The sequence below is a fragment of the Kitasatospora sp. NPDC057223 genome (genome assembly GCF_042669755.1).
Taxonomy (GTDB): domain Bacteria; phylum Actinomycetota; class Actinomycetes; order Streptomycetales; family Streptomycetaceae; genus Kitasatospora.
In genome coordinates this window covers 1-19,539 of the sequence record NZ_JBHUWW010000020.1, presented here as the reverse complement: position 1 = coordinate 19,539, position 19,539 = coordinate 1, and the positions used below count along the sequence as shown (strand labels likewise).

Below are 19,539 nucleotides of genomic sequence, written 5' to 3'. Positions count from 1 at the left end.
GGGCGCGCGCCGCGCGGGGGGCGGGCCGGCCGGTCCGCCCCCCGCGCCGTGTCCCGCGTGCGCCCGCGATCGTTCAACCGACTGACCGGGTACCGACCCGACAGCCGGCCGGGCGGCCGGTCGAGACGACGAAGGGAAGCCGGTGCGACAGATCGTCAACACCACCCAGTCGGAGGCCTGGAACGGCTACGAGGGCAGCCACTGGGCCGGCCACCAGGACCGCTACGACGCGGTGAACAGCGGCTTCAACGACTGCCTGCTGGCCGCGGCCGCCGTCGGCGAGCGGGACGCCGTGCTGGACGTCGGCTGCGGCAACGGCCAGACCACCCGGCTGGCGGCCGGCCTGGCGCGGGGCGGCCGGGCCGTCGGCGTCGACCTGTCGGCGCCGATGCTCGCGCGGGCCCGCGCCTCGGCGGTGGCCGAGGGCCTCGGCAACGTGGTCTTCGAACAGGGCGACGCGCAGGTGCACCCCTTCCCGCAGGCGGCGTTCGACGTGGCGGTCAGCCGCTTCGGGGTGATGTTCTTCGCCGACCCGCGGGCGGCCTTCGCCAACATCGGGCGGGCCCTGCGTCCGGGCGGGCGGCTCGCCTTCCTCTGTCTGCGGGAGATGCGTGACAGCGGCCTCGGCCCGGTACTGGCCGCGCTCGCGGAGCAGCTGCCCCGGCCCGCCGGGGCCCCGCGCCCGGACGAGCCCGGGGCGGTCTCGCTGGCCGACCCGGCGGCCGTCCGCGCCCTGCTCGCCGGGGCCGGCTTCGAGCAGGCCGGGATCACGCCGGTCGAGGCCGACCAGTTCTGGGGCCGGGACGCGAAGGACGCCGCGGAGTTCCTGCTCGGCTGGGGCCCGGTGCGCCACCACCTGGCGCAGGCCGGGCCGGACGACGCCGCCCGGGCCGCGGACGCGGTGTACGGGGCGCTGGCCCGGCACGAGCAGCCGGGCGGCGTCCGCCTGCGCGGCGCCGCCTGGCTGGTCGAGGCGGTCCGTCCGTAGCCGCCGGGCGTCAGGCGCCCTCGGTCACGCCGACCACGTGCAGGTACAGCACCGCCGAGTCGACACCGTCCACGCCCAGCAGCTGGTTGACCGCGTCGTCGTAGTAACCGCTCAGGCCCACCGTGGACTTGCCCAGCCAGGTCGCCACCAGGGCGAGGTTCTGGGCGAGATGGCCGGTCTCCTGGAGCACCAGCCGGTAGGAGCGCAGCCCGTAGTGCAGCCGCTGGTAGGTCAGGTCGGCGACCGTGAAGACCCACAGCGGGCAGTCGGCGGCGTCGATGTTCCCGCCCGCCTTCGGCGGTGTGGTGACCCGCGGGTCGGTGGCCGGCGCGCTGCGCTGGAGGTCGGCCGAGATGTCGGCGTCGCTGAGCAGCTGCAGCGCGTGGGCGTGCGGGTCGTACCGGTAGGTGCCGCGGGCCAGTCCGGTGACGTCGTGGCAGTAGAGCAGCAGTTGGAGCGGGTAGCGGGTGCCGCCGCTCGGATACGGCCGGACGGCGTAGCTGAGGCCGGGGCCCATCCGCTTCTCGGTGGTGACCGCCGCGGAGTAGTGGAGCAGGGTGCTGAGTTCGGCCAGCGTGACCGGGCCCCGGTAGCTGCCGTAGCCGCTGCGGCGGGCCAGCAGGACGTCGGCGAACGCGGGCGCCTGCGGGCCCGGCGCCACGGGCTGCGGCAGCGCGACGACGTCCTGCCCGCGGACGGGCTGCCAGCGGCCCGCCGTCTCGGACTGCACCAGGTCGGGGCGCTGGTCGGGCAGCCGGCTGCCGATGTACTTGCTGTCCTCGTGGAAGCGCCGGTCGGGGGCCGCCGGGCCGTCCGCGAAGAACGGCTCGCGGGGGCCGCCGAGCACGGCGAGCGAGAGCAGCCAGGCGGCCTGGGCCTGCTCGGCCGGGCTGAGGCCGAGCTGGCGGCAGGTCGCGGCCGCCAGCTCGCGGAAGGCCTGCTGCCGGTCCTGCGAGGCGTGCGGCCCGGCGGCGTGCGGGTGGCCGAGTCCCGTCCAGAGCCCGGCCAGCCGGCGGTGCCAGTCACCGAGCCCGGCGGCCGGGGAGGCGATCTCCTCGGCCGTGCGGTCGTACCTGCGCAGCCACTCCGCCTCGTTGCGGTGGAACTCCGCCTCGGCGGCGTCCCGGGCCGCGGTGGTCTCGGCCGGCGTGGTCAGCGTGCCGGCGTAGGTGCGGAGCCAGTGCGCGCAGCCGATCCGGTCGGCGCCGGTGGCGCGGGCCGCCGCCAGCAGCAGGCCGGTGGCGGCCTGCAGCCGCTTGGGCCGCGACCGGGTGGCGCCCACCAGCGGGACGGTGACGGCCGTGGACGCCGCGAGGTGGCCGGCCGCCGGTTCGGCGGTGGCCGGCCAGGCGCAGGGGGCGGCCTGGCCGCCCGGCCGCCCGGCGAGTGCCTGCGCGACCAGCGTGCCGAGCTCCTCCAGCGCCTTGTCAGGCTCCTCGCCGGCCGGGGCGCGCAGCCCGAGGAGCAGCGCGGCCGGGGGGCGCTCCAGGGCCCAGGCGTCGATGGAGCCCTGGGCCAGCGCCTGCGCCGCCCAGGGCTGGACGACGTCGAGGAGGATCCCCTCCAGCGCGTCGGCGGCATCGGCGCCGGCGCTCACCCGCAGGGCGCGCCAGGAGGGTTGCGTTGCGAAGGTCGTGCTCATCCGTCACCTGCCAGGTCGGGAGGGGTGTGTGGTCGGCGGCTGCGCATCCGGGCCGTCAAGCCGCGAGGGCCGGCTCGGCAAGGTCGGGCAGCGCGAGCAGGACGGGCGGGTGGGACCACCGCAGGGGGTGCAGGGTGAGGTCGAGGTGCAGGCTGCTGCCGGGGCCGGTGGTGACCGGCCCGGCGGTGGCGACCAGCATCTGCTGGCCGGGGCACGAGGCGTCGTCCGGGAACGCCCCGTGGGCCACCGCGTGGATGTACCAGGTGCCGTCGGGCACGCCGGTCAGGCGGAAGGGTCCTGGTTCGGTGATGATCGCCCGGACGGCGGGACATCGTTCCAGGATCGGGCTGTCGAACAGCCCCACGTAGACGGCCGACACGCCGACTCCGGCCACGCAGGCGTCGCCGGAGATGGATCCGGTCCGCGAGCCGGCGGCACCGAACGGTGCGGCGGCCTCGCCGCGTCCGTGGTCGCCGAGGTGGCGGTACTGGGTCGGCGAGCAGCCCACCGACTCGGTGAAGCGGCGGGTGAAGCTGCCGGTGCTGCTGTACCCGACCTGGGCGGAGATGTCGGAGACGTTGAGCGAGGTGGCGAGCAGCAGCCGCTTCGCCTCCTCCAGCCGGACGGCGCTGAGGAATCGCCCCGGGGTCACGCCGGTGATTCGGCGGAAGGTCCGCAGGAAATGGAATTTGCTCACCATCGCCGACTGGGCGAGTTCGTCGAGGCTGAGCGGCTCGAAATATCGCTCTCTTATCGTGCTGACGGCGCGTTCGATTACATGCTCCATGCTGCCTCCCGGTGAATTTGTTACGGCTGTTCCCGCTCGCCGGTTAATTCGAAAAAACGCGCGTAGAACAAGCACAGGGACATACGGGTGCACCGAACTTGTGAACGACGGATCAGCCGGAGGCCTGGCTCCGCGCCGGCTTCGACGCACAGCGCCACGCGCACCCGGCCGGTCGCTGGGGGCCTCGGACCGGGTGCTGACACCACCCATCGTCACAGGGTGAGGAGGAGCATGTCTTCTTCAATCTTGCTGTTTCTAGAGGCTCACTACAGTTTTAAGCCAGTCGCGCTCATGTCAGCTCGATCGGAGGCACCCCGATCGGCGTGAATCCCAGCGTGTGTCCGTAGAAGGCCAGCTCAGCGCCGAGGGCGGCAATCACCGTGGCCGCCTTGCGGAAGCCGTGCGACTCCCCGGGGAAGGCCATCAGCAGGTGCCCGACCCCGTGGGCTGCGAGCTCCCGGGCCAGCCCCTCGGACTGCTCCGGCGGCACCACCGGGTCGTCCAGCCCCTGCAGCAGCAGCACCGGGCAGGTGTCCGGGCGGACGTGACCGATCGGCGAGCGCTCACGATAGGTCGCTTTGCTCTCCGGCAGCGGCCCCACCAGGCCGTCCAGGTACCGGGACTCGAAGTCGTGCAGGCCGGCCGCCAGCAGCTCCAGGTCGGCGACCCCGAAGTACGACGTGGCGGCCCGGAACACCGGCCCGTGCGCGGCGACGCCGGTGGTCACCGCGGCCAGCGCCGTCCAGCCGCCGGCCGACGGGCCGCGTACCGCCAGCCGCTCCCCGTCCGCCTCGCCGGACTCGGCCAGCAGCCGCGCGGCGGTCACCACGTCCGCCACGTCCACGACGCCCCACTGGCCCTTCAGCCGCTCACGGTGGGCCCGCCCGTACCCGCTGGAGCCGCCGTAGTTCACCGCGATCACGCCGATGCCGCGGCTGGTGAAGTACGCCTTCGAAAGGTCCAGCGAACCGCCGTCGTGCCCGGTCGGGCCGCCGTGCACCCAGACCAGGTAGGGCGGGCGCTCCCCCTCGGGGGCCCGTACCTCCGGGTGGGCCGGGGGGTGGACGAAGGCGTGCACGGGGTGGCCGCCCGCCCCGGTGAACTCCACCGCCCGGGGCACCGAGAGGTAGGCGGGGTCGGGCAGGGCGGCCGGCTCGGCGCCCAGCACCTCGGTCCGGCCGGAGCCGGCGTCGATCCGCACCACGCCGACCGCGTCGGCCGGCCCGCCGGCCAGCGCGGCGATGCCGGTCCCCTCCGCCGCCAGCTCCGGGGCGAACACGGTGAAGCGGCCCCCGACGTCCGTCAGCTCGCCGGTGGCCGGGTCCAGCAGGCCGAGCCGCTGGTCGCCCCGGCCGTGCACGACGGCCAGCCGGCCGTCCGCGAGCAGCGCGAACGGTGCCCCGCCCACGTCCCAGAGCGGCGCGGCGAACTCCTCGGCGGCCGGGTGCAGGTTGCGCGGCGGCCGGACTCCGGCCGGGTCCACCTCGTAGAGGTTCCACCAGCCGGAGCGGTCCGACACCGCGTAGAGCGCGTCCTCGTCCCGCCAGCACGGGGCCAGGACGGACTCGCGGGCATCGCCGCCGAGCACCGCCCGGCCACCGGTCGGCCCGGGCCCGTCGGTGGGGCCCACCCGCAGCTGCGCCGCGTCCCACGGCATGTCGGGGTGGTTCCAGGCGATCCAGGCGACCCGGCGGCCGTCCGGCGAAGGGGCCGGGAAGGCCAGGAAGTCGGAGCCCGTCACCAGTACGCGCACCGCCGCGGGGGCGCCCGCGGCCGAGCCGTCCAGCGGGACGGCCACGATGGCGCGGCTGATCGCGCCGCCCGGCCCGTGCTGCTCGCGCACGCACCAGACCTCCCGCCCGTCGGCGGACGGCACCAGGTCCGCGTAGCGCAGCGCGCAGGGCTCGGGGGGCTCCGGGGTGAGCGGCGCGGGCGGGCAGCCGTCCGGCCCGGTCAGGTAGAGCCGCTGGTCGGCGCGGTGCGCGAAGACGATCCGCCACTCACCCCCGGGGCCGGCCGGCACCGGCAGGTAGGACCGCCCGCCGTACTCGTGCACCCGGGTGCAGGCGTCCCACGGCCGCGGCAGCACCGAGCGGTGCGAGCCGTCCGGCCCGGCGGCGACCACGGTCGTCCGCCCGTCCTCCCCCGGCCGGGACTCCTGCCACCAGACCCGGCCGCCGGCCGCCTGGGGAAATGCCGGCCGCACTCGCGCGCGGGCCACCATCTCGGCGGTGATCGGGGAGGGCCAGGCTCCGAAAGGGAGGGTATCGGACATGAAGGCCTCGCAGGTGGAGTGGGCATGGAATATTCGCGGCCGATCGCCTATGGTTTCGTGACCGTACACGCTTCACTGCCCACCCGATGCGAATTGCCAACTTTCGAGGGAGAGGCACGTGCATCTGAGTCCGAAGCAGCAGCAGATCTTCTCTATGATCGTCGAAGGCTGCGGCAACAAGGAGATTGCCAAACGGCTGGATATGTCGACGCGCACGGTCGAATCACATCTTCAGCGGTTGTACGACCGGCACGGTCTGCACAGCCGGGCGGCACTGGTCGCCAAGTGGCTGATGGAGGGCGGCGTCCCCTGTACGGTGGCCCGGACGTAGCGTCCGGGCCTGCGCAGCGGAACAGGGCAGCCGACACCGCCGGCTGCCCTGCCGTCCGTCACTCGTCAGCAGAGCACCATCACGGTGGCCTGGACGAACTTGTCGCCCTTGAACTCGGCGAGGACGGGGCCGAAGGCCTCGGCCGCCGTCGAGGGGGCGGCCGCGGGGGCGCCGATGCTCAGCTCGCGCTCGCCCGAGAGGGCGGCCTTGACCTGCTCGCCGGGGCAGTGCACGCCGCGGTTGGAGACCAGGACCTCGGTGAGCTGGGTGACCAGCCCGCCCATGTCCTGCTCGTCCCAGCCGGCCACGGTGCCCTCGGTGTCCTCGATGCTGAACCGCTCGAAGATCCGGGCCTCGGCCCGGCTGTCGCCCTGGATCATCAGCATGTAGACGCGGCGGCCCACCAGCTCGTCCGGCAGCTCGGCGAGGTTGGCGGCCACCGTCTCCGGCGAGCCGAGGAAGGAGTGGGTCTGGCAGTCCCAGGCGGCGGCGACGCATGCCTTCGCGGTGGCCTGGGTGACGGTCTCGGTGGTGCCCATGGTGTCGGTCGTCATTGCAGCGAATCCTCCTGTGAGGCGGACGGGACGCTGGAGCGCAGCCCACGCTAGTCGCACCGGACGGGTGCGCGGCACCCGGTATTCGACCCGTCGGTGAAGCACCGGTCGGCGCCTCGACCGGCCGGATTCGCTGACACCGAACATATGTGACGCTACGTCAGATCCCGATCGCGGCCCCGCCCGGGCCCGCCAGACCGGCTGGAGGCAGACGCCGATGACCGCCATCGCCCGCTACCGAACCGCCCTCGCCCACCCCGGCGCCGCCCGCGTGATGGGCGCCGCCTTCGCCTGCCGGATGCTGGCCGGCATGGTCAGCCTGGCCCTGCTGCTGGTGGCCGAGGACGCCAGCGGGAGCTACGCCAGCGCCGGCCTGGTCTCCGGCGGGTACGCGGTCGCACTGGCCGCCACCTCACCACTCTGGGGCCGGGTCGCGGACCGCCGCGGACCGCGCACCGCGCTCGCCTGGGCCACCACCCTGCAGTCGCTCGCGTTCGGCCTCTTCGTCCTGGTCGCCGCGACCTCCGGCTGGCCGCCGCTGCTCACCCTCACCGCCGCGGTGGCGGGCGCCGCGACCCCGCCGGCCGCCGCCGTCTCCAACGCCACCGTGATGGCGCTCGTCGAGGACGAGGAGGATCGCAGGACGCTGTTCGCCCTGTCCGGTCTGCTCACCGAGAGCGTGTTCATCGGCGGACCGCTGCTGGTCGCGCTCATCGTCGTGCTGCTCCCGGCGCTCTACGCCGTCGTGGTGACCGCCGCCGTCTCCTCCGCCGGCGTCTGGTGGCTGCGCTCCTCCCCCGGTGTCCGGCAGGTCGACCGCAACCGCCCCCGGCTCTCCGGCCCCGGCCTGCGCCTGGCCTGGGACACCCGCCAGGTGCACATCCAACTCGTCGTGGCAGCCGCCGCGTTCGCGATCGGCGGGCTCCAGGTCTCGGTGGTGGCGCAGGCCCACCGGATCGGCACCGGCGCGGGCGTCCTGCTCGCCGCACTGGCCTGCGGCGGCGTCCTGGGCAGCTTCCTGTACGGCGGCCTGCGGCTGCCCGGCACCAACCGCGCCCAGCTCGCGGTCGGCCTCGCCCTGTACGGCGGGCTCATCATGACCGTCGGGGCCGGCCCGGCCGTGCTGCTCACCGTCCTGGTGCTGGTGCTGATCGGCTTCGTCAACGGGCCTGCCGACGCGATCGAGACGGTGCTGGTCGGCGAGTACTCCACGGAGTCCACCCGCTCCCAGGCGTTCGCGGTGCTGGTCGCCGCCAACTGGGTGGGCTTCGCCGCCGGCAGCGCGGTGACCGGCGCCGTCGTCCAGCACGTCTCGTCCGGGCTCGGCGCCGTCGTCGCCGGGGGCGCCGCCGTCGCGGCGGCCGCGTCCCTGCTGCTGCCGACCGCACGGGAGCGGACGGCGGCGCCCGCGCCGGAACCCGTGGGCGGCCAGGTCTGAACGGCGCCCGTGGCGGTCTGCTGCGGCAGAACCACGGACGGCACAAAGCACGGCTGTCCGGTGCCGGCCCGCCGCCCTACCCTGGGTGCGCGTCGGCCCAACTCCGAACCGACCAAGGCGGACGACCATGACCTTCGCACAGTTCCACGCCTTCACCGGCACCCCCGACTCGGTGGCCCGGCACCTCTACGCGCTCCCCCGCGACGTGGTGGAGCGCCCGCTGTGGGCCCTGCTGCTGCACGGCTCGGGCGGCGCCCAGGTGCTGCTCCAGCAGCGCGCCGAGGCGGGGGCGGACCGGGCCAGGGTGCTCTCCTGGCAGGGCCGGGACCTCGGCGCCCTCCCCGCCCGCCTCGCCACCCTGCTGGCCGGCTCCGCGTACGGGGAGCTGGCGGGCGCCCTGCTCGCCCACGGCGACTACACCGACCTCGGCATCGTCCCCTGCCCGGCTACCGCGCGGGGCGCGTTCGGCCACCCGCTGCGGCACCACGAAGGCCAACCGGAGGTCCGCGCGTTCGTCCTGGCGCACTGAGCGGACGTGCGCGGGCCGCCCGGTGACGCCCACCGGGTGACGCCCGCGCCGCGGCCGCCCGCGCCCGCCCCGCACCGCCCCGCGCGTCCCGGGCGCTCCCGCGCGCACCGGGTGACAAGCCGCCGTCCGGCTCCGAGACTGGAAGGGGATCCGTGCGAGGCGAGCGGCGGGTGCCGCGAAGCACCGGCCGCGGAGAGCGGGACGCCATGGAACAGCGAGTCTTACCAGATCCGGACGCACTCCCGATCGTGTACGTGCGCGGCTACGCCGGAGGCACCTCGAGTATCGACAAGGCCGTGGCCGACCCGTTCTACGGCTTCAACGAGGGCTCCACCCACGTCCGCATCCAGAGCGACGACAGTCCGGCCTTCTTCCAGTTCGAGAGCCCGCTGCTGCGCCTGCACCTCGACCACGGCTACGAGATCCTGATCGCCGGCGACCAGCAGGCGTACCTCGACACCCACCGGGACATCCCGGCCAACAGCATCTGGATCCACCGCTTCTACGACGCGTCCGCCGGCACCTGGGGCGGCCGGCCGCGTGACTACAGCCTGGAGCGGGCCGCGGAGGACCTGCTCGCGCTGATCGAGAAGCTCCAGGAGAAGACCGGCGCCCCGCGCGTCCACCTCGTCGCGCACTCGATGGGCGGGCTGATCGCCCGCTGCCTGATCCAGAAGATCATCCCCGACCAGCGCCCCGGGCGCCGGGCCACCGACTACGTCGACAAGCTCTTCACCTACGGCACACCGCACGGCGGCATCACCTTCAGCGTCGGCTTCGGCGTCCCCGAAGCCCTGCGGGACGCCTTCGGGATCAACCAGGCGGACGTCTTCGGCCCCCGCCGGATGTACGAATACCTCACCCCCGCAGCGGAGTTCGACCCGGACGGCCCGCCGGACGGCTGGCAGGCGCAGCAGATGCCGGACGGCCCGGACGGCTTCCCGCACGAGCGGGTCTTCTGCCTGGTCGGCACCAACCCCAAGGACTACGACGTGGCGCACGGGCTCTCGGCCGCCGCCGTCGGGGCGAGCAGCGACGGCCTGGTGCAGATCGAGAACGCCCAGGTCCCCGGTGCCCACCGGGCCTTCGTGCACCGCAGCCACAGCGGCCGGTACGGCCTGGTGAACTCCGAGGAGGGCTACCAGAACCTGCGGCGCTTCCTGTTCGGCGATCTGCGGATCGACGCGGCGCTCACCGGCCTCACCCTCCCGGCCGAGGAGGAGGACATCAAGTGGCAGGCGGAGGTCCGCCTTTCGGTCCGGGGGCTGATCATCGTCACGCACGAACAGCTGGCCCGGCACTGGTGCCCGATCCAACTGCCCAAACCCACCCCGGAGGACCCGCGGCCCGACGTCGCGCTGACCACGACCTTCCTCTCCCGCGGCCTGTCCCGGCCCGGCGGCACCGACACCCTCCGGTACGCGCTGCACCTCAAGGTGCTCTCCCTGCGGGAGCACCACGGGCTGCTGCGGTTCCTGGACCACCTGGAGCAGATCGCCGACTTCGACGACATCCTCATCATCGACGTCCGCGCCACCCCGGGCGGCCTGCAGACCTGGGCGAGCTGGAACTCGGAGACCGACGGCCTGATCAGGGATCTCGAACCGGCCGGCGATCCGGTCGGCGACGAGGACCCCGCCGACGGCTCCTGGGTCGCCCACATCCGCCTCCCGCAGACCGCGGTGCCGTTCCTCGGCGAGGGCGCCCGGGTCCGCCTGACCGTCACGCCCTGGAGCTGAGCGGAGGGCAGGAGGGGACCGAACGGCCCGGCCGCCGGAACCTGCTCCGACGACCGGGCCGTCCACCTGCCGCCCTCGCTGCATCGCCGCAGCCCGGGCGTCAACGGATCATCCGGTGCAACTCCTTCCGTTCAGCGCGAAGACCGGCAGCCCGGCGGGCGCGCCGGCGCCCTGGAACCCGAAGGACACGGACGCCCCCGGGGCGATCGCGGCATTGAACCCGGCATCGGTCGCGGTCACCGCGGCGCCGGTCTGGACGGCCTTGGCGTTCCAGGCGTTGGTGACCTTCTCCGCCCCCAGGAAGCTCCAGCCCAGGCTCCACCCGGAGACGGCGGTCGTACCGGTGTTGCGCACCGTCACGTCGGCCGTGAAGCCGGAGCCCCAGTTGCTGCCGATGGTGTAACCGACGGCGCAGCCGGCGCCGGGAGCGGTCGACGTCGCCGTGGGGCTCGCGGTCGGACTCGGCGAGGCCGACGCGCTCGGGGACGGCGACGCACTCGGCGAAGCACTGACCGTCGGCGAGGGGCTGACGGTCGGCGAGGCGCTGGGCGACGGCGAAGTACCGGGCGACGGCGACGCGGTGGATCCGCCGGGGACCGTCCCCCACTGCGGCGCGCTGCCCTCCAGCAGGAGGATGTTCGCCGCGTCGACCGGGACGGCACCCGGCGTGGTGGCGATGCCCTGGTACGACCAGTCGTTGGCCGGGTCCCAGGCACCCGAGGAGGCGATCCGGAACTGGACCTCCTTCCGGTAGGCCGACTGCCCGGCCGGGGCGATGGCGGTGTTGGAGCAGTCCACCGTCACGTAGTACGTGGAGCCGGAGGCGAGCGTGGGCCCGCTGACCGTCCCGCACTGGTTGTAGTTGGTGCTCAGGGTGATCTGGCCGGGGCTGACGCCCGGCTCCAGCGTGAAGTAGTAGCGCAGCGAGGCCTTGGTCAGCGCCCGGGCGGGCCAGGCCGACTTGTTGATGACGTACGCCTTGATCTCGGTGAAGTTGGTGCCGGCGGCGTTCACGGACGCCTGCACCGACATCTCCGGCCCGTCGGGTGCCTCGGTGGCCGGGAAGGCGGCGAGCGCGCTGCCGCCGTACTCGCCGTAGAGGCGGGCGAGGGCTCCGGTGAAGGCCGCGTTGTAGTCGGTGGCGACCTCGTTGTTCACGTAGTTGGAGCGGTCGTCGGTGTAGGAGTCGTCCGCCGTGCTCGGCCCGCCGACCAGCGCGCCGACCAGCGTGTGGCGGCTCTTGACCGGGCTGGTGAGCTGGTCGGTCCAGGAGCCGTGCGCGGTGCGGTGGTGCGGGTTCTGCGGCGCGTTGGCGCCGAACCCGATCAGGTAGCTGGACTTGCGCGGGTTGTCCCCCAGCGCGTAGTTGATCTGGCGCACCGCGAAGTCGTGGTAGCGGCTCTTGCGGGTGGCGTCGCCGGTCAGCCAGTCCGAGTAGAGCAGCGCCACGAACGAGGTGTTGGCCGCGTAGCGCAGCGAACCCCAGGAGTCGAGGACGGCCTCACCGCCGGGCGAGTACTTGACCTGGCTGCCGTTGACGCCGACCGTCCACCAGTCCAGCCAGCGGTTGGCGTCGTCGATGTACCCCTGCTTGCCGGTGAGTTGGGCCAGCAGCACGTACGCACCGTAGGACTTGTCGTCCCAGGCGATCGTCCAGCGGTACGACTTGGTGGTGCTCTGCGGCTCGGTCGACAGGCCCGCGTAGTACGACTCCGCCTTGGCCAGGTAGGAGCTGTCCCCGGTGGCCTTGTAGAGCCAGATCGCGCCCCAGACCAGTTCGTCGTTGTAGCCGCTCCAGGAGTTGTAGTAGCCCTGGGCGTCACTGATGCAACTGCTGTACTTGCCGCGGTAGGTGTCGGCGAAGGAGTACAGCTGCTTGGCGTGCGTGAGCAGGGTGGCCGCGTACGCCGGGTCGCTGTCGGCGAACACCATCGACGAGGAGGCCATCGCGGCCGCCGTCTCGCCCGCCAGGTCGGAGCCGGGGCAGGAGGCGTCGATCTTGTAGGCCGGCCGCGCCATCGGCAGCACCTCGGCCGGACCCCACCAGGCGTGGTCCGTACCGCCGTTGCCCACCTGGCCGTACAGCACGTTCGGCGCCGGGTGCGCCTTGATGAAGTAGTCGTTGACGAAGCGCAGGTTGTTCTTGAGGTACTGCATCTGGCCGGAGGCGGTGTACGCCTGCTTCTCCTCGATGCCGCCCCAGGCGAGCATCGTGGCCGAAGCAGCCATCGGGAGGCCGAACTTGACGTGGTCGCCCGCGTCGTACCAGCCACCGGTCAGGTCGAGGCCGACGTCCTTGCCGTCGTTCAGGGCGGAGTCCCCGCGCCAGGAGACGCGGTTGGTGGCGGGCAACTTGCCCGACTGCTGGGCCTCGTAGAACAGGATCGACTTCTGCAGGGCCTCGCCGTAGTTGAACGCGCCGGTACCGGCGGCGGCCACCGGCGCCGGGTCGGCGGCGTCGGCGTGGGCCGGCACCAGGACACCCGCCAGCAGGGCTCCGGCGAGTGCGAGTCCGGCGGCCAGGCGGCCGCGTGCCGCTGCGGGGCGGCGGCGCGGCCCGGCGGCGGGCGCGGTGGATCTGGTTAACGGCGTCATGGGGTGGGGCATGGCGACCTTCCGGTGAGACTGCGCGAGTGGGGGGCCGCCCGGACACTCGACGGCTCGCGTTTCCGGGCGGGGTGGAGCGGTGGGGCAGGTGCGGTACGGGGTGGGGCCCGTACGCGGGCGGTGCGGACCAAAAGCGTGGGAGCGCTCCCACGCTGCTGTGGACACCACCGCTGAACAGGTGCCGCGGCGCCGACCATGGTGGCGGCGGCGCAGCGGGCCTGTCAATGGATCGGCTCGCACCCTCCGCCACCCGCCGACCGTACGAATCAGCGAATCTTCCGCATTCTTCCCCACAAGAGTGCTCGACAGGGCAGAATAGGGAGCAATGGAGAACAACGAACGCGAGCTGTACTCGGTCGGCGAGGTGGCCGAACGCCTGGGGCTGCATGTGCGCACCGTCCGGAGCTACGTCCGCGACGGGCGGCTGAAGGCCGTCCGGATCGGCAAGCAGTACCGGATCGCACGGGAGGACTTCGAGGCGCTCGCCGGCCTCCCCGGGGCGGCTCCGCCGGCGGAACCGCCTGCCGCCCGCAGGCCCCCGGAGGTGTCGAGCATCGTGCAGATCGACTCGATCGGCCCGGAATCGGCAGGCCGGCTGAGCACCCTGGTGACGGCCGGCGCGCAGGCCCCGCCGGGCTCACCCGACCGGCTCAACGTCCAGACGATCTACGACAGGGAGCAACAACGGATGAAGATCGTGATCCTGGGCGGCGCCGCCGCCACCGCGGATCTGCTGCAGCTGGTCGACGCCGTCGTCGGGCCGGAGAACACCCTCTTCCCGGCCAGCACCCCGCCGGCGGCGCCCCGTGCCTGACCTCCTCGTCGCCCACCACGGCGTACCGGTGCTGGTCTGCGACGCCGACGGCCCGCAGGTCGCCACCGTGCAGGACGCTCTCGACCACCTGGTCAGCGGCGCCTTCCAGGACGCGGAGCTGGTCGCCGTACCGGCCGGCCGGCTGGACGACCGCTTCTTCGACCTCAGTACCGGCTTCGCCGGGGAGGTCATGCAGAAGTTCGCCAACTACCGGCTGCGCCTCGCCGTCGTCGGGGACATCTCGCGGCACCTGGCGGCCAGCCGGGCGCTGCCCGAGCTCGTCCGCGAGTCGAACGAGGGCCGGCAGGTCTGGTTCGTGGCCGACCTCGACGAACTCGCCGCCCGCCTGGGGCAGCTCGGGCACCGGTAGCCGGGGCCCGGGGCGCCGCTACGAGCCCTTCCGCGCCACGTAGTAGAGGTTCAGGATGTCCCCCTCGACCTGGTGGGTGTCCACCTGGGTGAACCCGGCCTCGGCGAGCATCCGCCGTGCGGTCTGCTCGCCCCAGACCGTGCCCAGGCCCTCGCCGCCCTGGGCCAGCGAGACCGTCATGCAGTAGAAGACCGAGAAGGTGTAGAGCGCGGGCGCCAGCGGGTGCTCGATGTTCTCCTCCAGCTTGCTGGAGGCCGCAACGTCGCCCATCAGGAACACGCCGTCCTCGCGCAGCGCACCGGCGATGGCAGCCAGTGTGCGGGTCGGCCGGGCCAGGTCGTGGATCACGTCGAACGCCGTGATCAGGTCGTACGCACCGGTCAGCTCCGCCGAGTCGCCGGCCTCGAACTCCGCGTTCGCCAGACCCCGGGCGGCGGCCTCGGCGCGGGCCGCCGTGATGCCCTCCTCGGAGATGTCCAGCCCGTGGAACCGGCTGCGCGGGTAGGCCTGCGCCAGTACGTTCACCGCGTGCCCCTGGCCGGTGCCCACGTCGAGGGCGTCGATCCCGGACTCCAGGCGCGCGGCCAGCCCCGGGACGACCGGCACGATGCTCCCGACCAGAGCCGCGTCGTAGACCCGGCTGGACTCCTCGGCCTGGAGCTCCTGGAACCTCGGGTAGGCGGAGTACGGAACCCCGCCGCCGTTCCGGAAGGCCTCCAGGATCCGCTGCTCCACCTCGCCCATCATCGAGAGGTCCTGCATCAGCCCGGCCAGGTTGTCCGGCCCTGCGGCCCGGGTGAGCGAGGCGGCGTGCTCCGGCGGCAGCGCGTACGTCGCGGCCACCGGGTCGTACTCGACCACCCCGCCGACCACCATCGCACCCAGCCACTCACGCACGTACCGTTCGTTGAGACCGGTGGCTCCCGCGACCTCCTGCACGGTGGACGGCGGCAGCCCGGCCAGCGTGTCGAACAGCCCGCTCTGGTGGCCGAGGCTGCTCATCAGGGCGAGGCAGCCGTCGTTGAGCATCTGCACCATCCGTCCGGCGAAGGCTTCCTGTTTCGCCGGATCCAGCTCCTGCACAGTCATCGCTCCTCCTAGGCCATCGGGCCGCAGGCGGGCGTCGGACGTCGGCCGGAGCGCGGCGCGATGATCGGATTGGCAGACCAATCTCCTTGTCACCACGCTACGCGTCCGCCACCGGGGAGGGCTCGTCGAGCTACGGCCAGGGGATCTCCGGGCGCCGGTCGTAGCCGAACCCGGCCGCGTCCCAGCGCGGAGCCTGGGCGGCCAGCCGTCGCCGCATGCCCTCCCAGTCCCGGCCGGCCTGCGCCGACCAGCCGACCTCGGCGAGCACGGGCAGCCGGGGCAGCGCCATCCGGTCCGCCTCGGCGAGTGACGGGAGGGTCTCCGTCCACAGCGGCGCCTCGATCCCGGCGACCGAGCCGGCCGGCAGGGCGATCAGCGTGTCCGGGTCCCAGGAGTAGGCGGCCCGGACGTCGACGGTGCCGGCCCACCGCACCCCGAGCGAGGTGCCCGGGTCGTACTTCATGTCCAGGTACGCGTGGTCGGCCGGTGCCATGATCACCTGTGCCCCGGACCCGGCACCCGCCGCCGCCTCGGCCGCGCCCTCCCCGGCCTTGCCCCAGTACTCCAGCATCCCGACACCGGCGGGGCCGACGGCCGAAGCGGTCTGGTGCCAGCCGACCGGAGTCTTGCCGGCTGCCCTGACCTGCGCACCGACCCGGCGGACGAACTCCTGGTACGCGGCCGGCCCGAGCGTCTTCACCTCGTCACCGCCGATGTGCAGGTACGGGCCGGGGGTGAGCGCCGCCAGGTAGGTGATCACCTCGCCGGTGAGGGCGAAGGTGCGCTCGTCGGTGGGGCAGATCAGGCTGAAGCCGACCTCGACGCCCGTGTACGGCCGGGGCGTGGGCCCGCCCGAGCAGTCGAGTTCGGGGTAGGCGGTGAGTGCCGCGTTGGTGTGACCGGGCAGGTCGATCTCGGGGACGACCGTCAGGTAGTGCTCCTGCGCGTAGCGGACGATCTCGCGGTAGTCGGCCTCGGTGTAGAAGCCGCCCGGGGTGCCGCCGACCTCGGTGGCCGCGCCGATCCCGGTCAGCTCCGGCCGGCCGGGAACCGCCAGCCGCCAGCCCTGGTCGTCCGTCAGGTGCAGGTGCAGGTGGTTGAACTTGTACAGGGCCAGCCGGTCCACGTACTCCTTCACCTCGTCCAACGAGAAGAAGTGCCGGGCGACGTCGAGCATCGCGCCCCGGTACGGGTAGCGCGGCCGGTCGGTGACGGAGACCGGCGCCAGCGTCCAGTCGGCGTCGGCCCGGGTCCGGCCGTCGATCTGCGGCGGGAGCAGCTGACGGAGCGTCTGGGTGCCCCGGTAGAGACCCGCGTCGGTACGGGCGGTGATCAGCACGCCGGTCGGGCCGGTCTCCAGCCGGTAGCCCTCGGGGCCGGTCTCCTCGGGGAGGGCCGGGTCCAGTCTCAGGTCGATCCGGCCGCCGGGGGCGTCATCCCGGCCTGCCGGTGCCGTGACCGGCAGCGGCAGGCCGGTGGAGCGGCGCAGGCCGGCCGCGAGCTGCTCGGCGAGCCGGCGGACGGGCCCGTCGGCGTCGGCCGTGGTGATCACCGTCCGCCCGGAGAGGGTGTAGCCGGCGCCGCTGCCGGCGGTGGCGGTGAGCGGCGCCGGGATGACACGGGCGGCGGCGCTCCCGGCATCGGCGTCCTGACCGGCGGCGGCCGGCTGCACGGTGTCGCGGTCGAGCGCGTGCCGGATCCCGAACCCCCCGGCGAGCAGCGCGAGCAGAGCTGCGACCAGGACGGCCCGGCCCGCCCGGGTGGTGTGGTCCGGTCTCCGTATCCGCACTGCCGCTCCTGCTGCTCTGGGCACACCGCCGTGCCGGGTGGCGACAGTGTGCCAGCAGCCCGGCGGATGTGTCCCGGAGTTCGCGGCAGCGGCCCGGACGACCGCCCCGGCGGCGGGCGGGACGCCTCGCGCCCGGAGCCGCCGCGGTCGGTGAACGGCGCGGTCGGCGGAGGATTCGGTCGGCGGAGGGTGCGGTCAGGAGAAGCGGACCGAGCGCACCAGCAGCCGGTCGGATGCTCCGCCGCCGGGGCGCAGCACGAAGTCGGGCCCGGCCTCGTCGCAGTCGGAGCCGAGGAAGACCCGGGCGGCCGAGACCGTCCAGTTCTTCGGGGCGTAGGCCGGCTCCTCGTCGGTCGCCTCGTCCAGGTTGATGCAGTGTCCGCTCGGCGGGTCGACGAGCCAGCCGGTGTTCTCGGCGCCGGCGTCGCGGTAGGTGTAGCGGAACTCGCCGACGGTGGCCGAGGCCGAGCCCGGAATGGCCAGCACGAGGGTGACGGCGCTGGCGGCGGCGATCGCGGCGTTGCGGAGACGCATGAGAGGTGATCCTTTTCCAAGTGGTGCGGTGCAGAATCACCCTAGGGGCCGCAAAAGTGGCGAAACGGTTCTTCTTTTTCACCCTTTTGAGTGGTTTTGCCCCCTAAGCCGCTACGCATAGGGGGCAAGGCGTTTGAGGTGCCGTCAAGGCGGCGCGGTGAACGCGTAGCCCCGGTCGATGAGCACCGGGAGGTAGGCGCGCAGCGCCGCGACGGTCTGCGAGCGGTCACCGCCGCCGTCGTGGTTGAGCACGATGGAGCCCGGCCGTACGGCGCCCAGCACCCGGGAGGTGATCTTCGCGGTGCCGGGTCGCGCCCAGTCGGCCGGATCCACCGACCAGCCCATCGGCCGAAGGCCCAGTGCCGAGCAGACCCGCATCGTCACCGGCGCCCAGTCCCCGCCGGGCGCGCGGAACCAGGTCGTCGCCCGGCCGGTGGCCTTCTCCAGCAGCTCGGAGGTGCGCTGGAGCTCGGCACGGACCTGGGCCTCCGGTAGGTGCCGCAGGTCGGGGTGCGACCAGCTGTGGTTGGCGAGGTGGTGGCCCTCGTCCGCGATGGCCCGGACGAGGGCCGGGTGGGCCGCCGCGTTCCGCCCCACCACGAAGAAGGTGGCCCGGATCCCGTGCCGGCGCAGGGCCGCCAGTACCGCCGGGGTGTAGCGCGGGTCCGGGCCGTCGTCCACGGTGATCGCCACCGCTCGCCGCTCGCGGGAGAGTTCGAGCAGCGGCCGGTTCTCCGCCGGGTCGAGCGCTCTGGACACGAGGGGTGACGGCGAGGGCGCGGGGGCAGGCGCGGGACTGACGGCAGGCGCCGGTGAGGGGGCGGGAGCCGGTTCGGGTACGGCGGGCGGGGCGCCGTCGCGCTCCCCCTGCAGCAGCCGGCCACAGCCCTCGGCGGACAGAACGGTGGCACCGAGGGCCACCAGAAACACTCTTCGGGATACGAGCTGACGATACGACAACATGTCCGATCCCTCCCCCGATTGGTCCCGCCCCTCCCGCACCGCACCGCCCGGGGCCCCGATCATCACCCGGACGGCGCAAGCATCCCCCGGCCCCGGCCGTGGATACGCCCCTCCGGACCCGACCGGCACCGCTACCCTGACCGCAGTGTGATGATCTGCCTCCAGAGGAAGTACTAATGACGACTGGTCAGACTTTTCCCCAGCAGGGCGATGCGGACCGTACCGACGTGGGTGACTGGGAGCGCCTCGGCGTCGACACCAGCAAGCCGCACTCGGCCCGGATCTACGACTACTGGCTGGGCGGGAAGACCAACTTCGCCCCCGACCGCGCGATGGGCGACGCGATCGGGCAGGCGATCCCCAGCATTCGCGCCATGGCCAAGGAGAACCGCGCCTTCCAGGCCCGCGCGGTCCGCCATCTGGTGCGCGACCAGGGCATCCGGCAGTTCCTCGACCTCGGGACGGGCATCCCCACCTCCCCCAACACCCACGACATCGCCCAGGCCATCGCATCCGACGCCCGCGTGGTCTACGTGGACAACGACCCGATCGTGCTGGCCCACGCCCGCGCGCTGATGGTCAGCGACGAGGCCGGCCGCACCAGCTACATCCACGCCGACCTGGGCAACGCCGAAAAGCTGCTGGCCGACCCGGCCCTGACCTCGACGCTGGACCTGGAGCAGCCGGTCGGCCTGCTGCTGATCGCCGTCCTGATGCTGATCGCCGACGCGGACGACCCGTGGGGCAAGGTGGCCGCGCTGCGCGACGCGCTGCCCTCCGGGAGCTGTATCGCGCTCACCCACCCCACCCAGGACTTCGACCCGGAGTCGGTCGGCCAGGTCGCCGCCGCCGCGCGCGAGGGCGGCATGACGCTGGTGCCGCGCTCCCGCGCGGAGGTGACCGCGTTCTTCGACGGCTGGGAGCTGCTGGAGCCGGGTGTCTCCCCCGTCATGGGGTGGCTGCCCGACGGCGAGGCCCCGGCCGACCCGGAGGCCGCGTACTACTGGGCCGGCGTCGCGCGCAAGAAGTGACCCGGTACCCGGCTCGCGGTGGTGCGCGGCATCCGGCCGCCGACCGGTCCGCGCACCAC

17 protein-coding genes are annotated in these 19,539 nt (G+C 73.5%); 8 read left to right on the top strand and 9 right to left on the bottom strand.

Features of this window, described 5'->3' with window-relative positions:
* The first annotated feature begins 142 nt into the window (after positions 1 to 142).
* Positions 143 to 988, top strand: a complete 846-nt coding sequence (locus ACFUK0_RS10830) for a class I SAM-dependent methyltransferase (RefSeq protein ID WP_380248427.1) — start codon at positions 143 to 145, stop codon at positions 986 to 988.
* A gap of 10 nt (positions 989 to 998) precedes the next feature.
* Here ACFUK0_RS10830 and ACFUK0_RS10825 read toward each other — a convergent pair whose 3' ends face one another.
* The 3 genes from ACFUK0_RS10825 to ACFUK0_RS10815 all read right to left on the bottom strand — a co-directional run bounded on the left by ACFUK0_RS10825 (position 999) and on the right by ACFUK0_RS10815 (position 5,692).
* On the bottom strand, positions 999 to 2,630 hold the full coding sequence (locus ACFUK0_RS10825) for a SagB family peptide dehydrogenase (protein WP_380248425.1): 1,632 nt from the start codon (positions 2,628 to 2,630) through the stop codon (positions 999 to 1,001).
* Positions 2,631 to 2,685: 55 nt separating this feature from the next.
* The gene (locus ACFUK0_RS10820) at positions 2,686 to 3,417 is read right to left on the bottom strand and encodes a helix-turn-helix transcriptional regulator (protein ID WP_380248423.1); all 732 of its coding nucleotides are present in this window, start codon (positions 3,415 to 3,417) and stop codon (positions 2,686 to 2,688) included.
* Between the two features lie 289 nt (positions 3,418 to 3,706).
* The gene (locus ACFUK0_RS10815; protein WP_380248421.1) at positions 3,707 to 5,692 is read right to left on the bottom strand and encodes a S9 family peptidase; all 1,986 of its coding nucleotides are present in this window, start codon (positions 5,690 to 5,692) and stop codon (positions 3,707 to 3,709) included.
* A gap of 118 nt (positions 5,693 to 5,810) precedes the next feature.
* Here ACFUK0_RS10815 and ACFUK0_RS10810 point away from each other — a divergent pair, with 118 nt between their 5' ends.
* Positions 5,811 to 6,023 (top strand): response regulator transcription factor, encoded by a 213-nt coding sequence (locus ACFUK0_RS10810; RefSeq protein WP_380248419.1) that lies wholly within the window; start codon positions 5,811 to 5,813, stop codon positions 6,021 to 6,023.
* A 65-nt stretch (positions 6,024 to 6,088) separates the two neighbouring features.
* On the opposite strand, the gene ACFUK0_RS10805 is transcribed toward ACFUK0_RS10810, so the two are convergent.
* A complete protein-coding gene (locus ACFUK0_RS10805; protein WP_380248417.1) occupies positions 6,089 to 6,577 on the bottom strand; it encodes a hypothetical protein in 489 nt (162 codons plus the stop codon).
* A gap of 133 nt (positions 6,578 to 6,710) precedes the next feature.
* Between ACFUK0_RS10805 and ACFUK0_RS10800 the strand changes: the two genes are divergently transcribed.
* From ACFUK0_RS10800 to ACFUK0_RS10790, 3 genes are all read left to right on the top strand, one after another.
* On the top strand, positions 6,711 to 8,015 hold the full coding sequence (locus ACFUK0_RS10800) for an MFS transporter (RefSeq protein WP_380248484.1): 1,305 nt from the start codon (positions 6,711 to 6,713) through the stop codon (positions 8,013 to 8,015).
* 127 nt (positions 8,016 to 8,142) lie between these two features.
* Complete coding sequence (locus ACFUK0_RS10795; protein WP_380248415.1) at positions 8,143 to 8,544, top strand: hypothetical protein; 402 nt, start codon at positions 8,143 to 8,145, stop codon at positions 8,542 to 8,544.
* Positions 8,545 to 8,750: 206 nt separating this feature from the next.
* Entirely contained in the window at positions 8,751 to 10,283 is a 1,533-nt protein-coding gene (locus ACFUK0_RS10790; protein WP_380248413.1) for an esterase/lipase family protein, read from the top strand.
* A gap of 108 nt (positions 10,284 to 10,391) precedes the next feature.
* Here the strand turns inward: ACFUK0_RS10790 and ACFUK0_RS10785 are convergent, their stop codons facing one another.
* Positions 10,392 to 12,878, bottom strand: a complete 2,487-nt coding sequence (locus ACFUK0_RS10785) for a glycoside hydrolase family 9 protein (RefSeq protein ID WP_380248411.1) — start codon at positions 12,876 to 12,878, stop codon at positions 10,392 to 10,394.
* Positions 12,879 to 13,215: 337 nt separating this feature from the next.
* Here ACFUK0_RS10785 and ACFUK0_RS10780 point away from each other — a divergent pair, with 337 nt between their 5' ends.
* Both ACFUK0_RS10780 and ACFUK0_RS10775 read left to right on the top strand, forming a co-directional pair.
* The gene (locus tag ACFUK0_RS10780; protein WP_380248409.1) at positions 13,216 to 13,704 is read left to right on the top strand and encodes a helix-turn-helix domain-containing protein; all 489 of its coding nucleotides are present in this window, start codon (positions 13,216 to 13,218) and stop codon (positions 13,702 to 13,704) included.
* Positions 13,697 to 14,074 carry a DUF4180 domain-containing protein gene (locus ACFUK0_RS10775; RefSeq protein WP_380248407.1) on the top strand — a complete coding sequence of 126 codons (378 nt, stop codon included), beginning with the start codon at positions 13,697 to 13,699 and terminating at the stop codon, positions 14,072 to 14,074. The genes ACFUK0_RS10780 and ACFUK0_RS10775 overlap by 8 nt, the downstream gene beginning before the upstream one ends.
* Before the next feature lie 18 nt (positions 14,075 to 14,092).
* Here the strand turns inward: ACFUK0_RS10775 and ACFUK0_RS10770 are convergent, their stop codons facing one another.
* From ACFUK0_RS10770 to ACFUK0_RS10755, 4 genes are all read right to left on the bottom strand, one after another.
* Complete coding sequence (locus ACFUK0_RS10770) at positions 14,093 to 15,163, bottom strand: class I SAM-dependent methyltransferase (RefSeq protein WP_380248405.1); 1,071 nt, start codon at positions 15,161 to 15,163, stop codon at positions 14,093 to 14,095.
* Positions 15,164 to 15,293: 130 nt separating this feature from the next.
* Positions 15,294 to 16,952, bottom strand: coding sequence for a beta-N-acetylhexosaminidase (locus ACFUK0_RS10765; protein ID WP_380248403.1), 1,659 nt, complete (start codon positions 16,950 to 16,952; stop codon positions 15,294 to 15,296).
* A gap of 195 nt (positions 16,953 to 17,147) precedes the next feature.
* On the bottom strand, positions 17,148 to 17,486 hold the full coding sequence (locus tag ACFUK0_RS10760; protein ID WP_380248401.1) for a hypothetical protein: 339 nt from the start codon (positions 17,484 to 17,486) through the stop codon (positions 17,148 to 17,150).
* Positions 17,487 to 17,630: 144 nt separating this feature from the next.
* Complete coding sequence (locus tag ACFUK0_RS10755; RefSeq protein WP_380248399.1) at positions 17,631 to 18,245, bottom strand: polysaccharide deacetylase family protein; 615 nt, start codon at positions 18,243 to 18,245, stop codon at positions 17,631 to 17,633.
* Positions 18,246 to 18,625: 380 nt separating this feature from the next.
* Here ACFUK0_RS10755 and ACFUK0_RS10750 point away from each other — a divergent pair, with 380 nt between their 5' ends.
* The gene (locus tag ACFUK0_RS10750; RefSeq protein ID WP_380248397.1) at positions 18,626 to 19,480 is read left to right on the top strand and encodes an SAM-dependent methyltransferase; all 855 of its coding nucleotides are present in this window, start codon (positions 18,626 to 18,628) and stop codon (positions 19,478 to 19,480) included.
* Positions 19,481 to 19,539 lie beyond the last annotated feature (59 nt).

Bases quoted from the DNA above. Each gene is read 5' to 3' on its own strand.
- ACFUK0_RS10780 (WP_380248409.1), top strand. From the start codon at position 13,216: ATGGAGAACAACGAACGCGAGCTGTACTCGGTCGGCGAGGTGGCCGAA.
- ACFUK0_RS10820 (WP_380248423.1), bottom strand. From the start codon at position 3,417: ATGGAGCATGTAATCGAACGCGCCGTCAGCACGATAAGAGAGCGATAT.
- ACFUK0_RS10770 (WP_380248405.1), bottom strand. From the start codon at position 15,163: ATGACTGTGCAGGAGCTGGATCCGGCGAAACAGGAAGCCTTCGCCGGA.
- ACFUK0_RS10785 (WP_380248411.1), bottom strand. From the start codon at position 12,878: ATGACGCCGTTAACCAGATCCACCGCGCCCGCCGCCGGGCCGCGCCGC.
- ACFUK0_RS10815 (WP_380248421.1), bottom strand. From the start codon at position 5,692: ATGTCCGATACCCTCCCTTTCGGAGCCTGGCCCTCCCCGATCACCGCC.
- ACFUK0_RS10750 (WP_380248397.1), top strand. From the start codon at position 18,626: ATGACGACTGGTCAGACTTTTCCCCAGCAGGGCGATGCGGACCGTACC.
- ACFUK0_RS10790 (WP_380248413.1), top strand. From the start codon at position 8,751: ATGGAACAGCGAGTCTTACCAGATCCGGACGCACTCCCGATCGTGTAC.
- ACFUK0_RS10795 (WP_380248415.1), top strand. From the start codon at position 8,143: ATGACCTTCGCACAGTTCCACGCCTTCACCGGCACCCCCGACTCGGTG.
- ACFUK0_RS10825 (WP_380248425.1), bottom strand. From the start codon at position 2,630: ATGAGCACGACCTTCGCAACGCAACCCTCCTGGCGCGCCCTGCGGGTG.
- ACFUK0_RS10805 (WP_380248417.1), bottom strand. From the start codon at position 6,577: ATGACGACCGACACCATGGGCACCACCGAGACCGTCACCCAGGCCACC.
- ACFUK0_RS10760 (WP_380248401.1), bottom strand. From the start codon at position 17,486: ATGCGTCTCCGCAACGCCGCGATCGCCGCCGCCAGCGCCGTCACCCTC.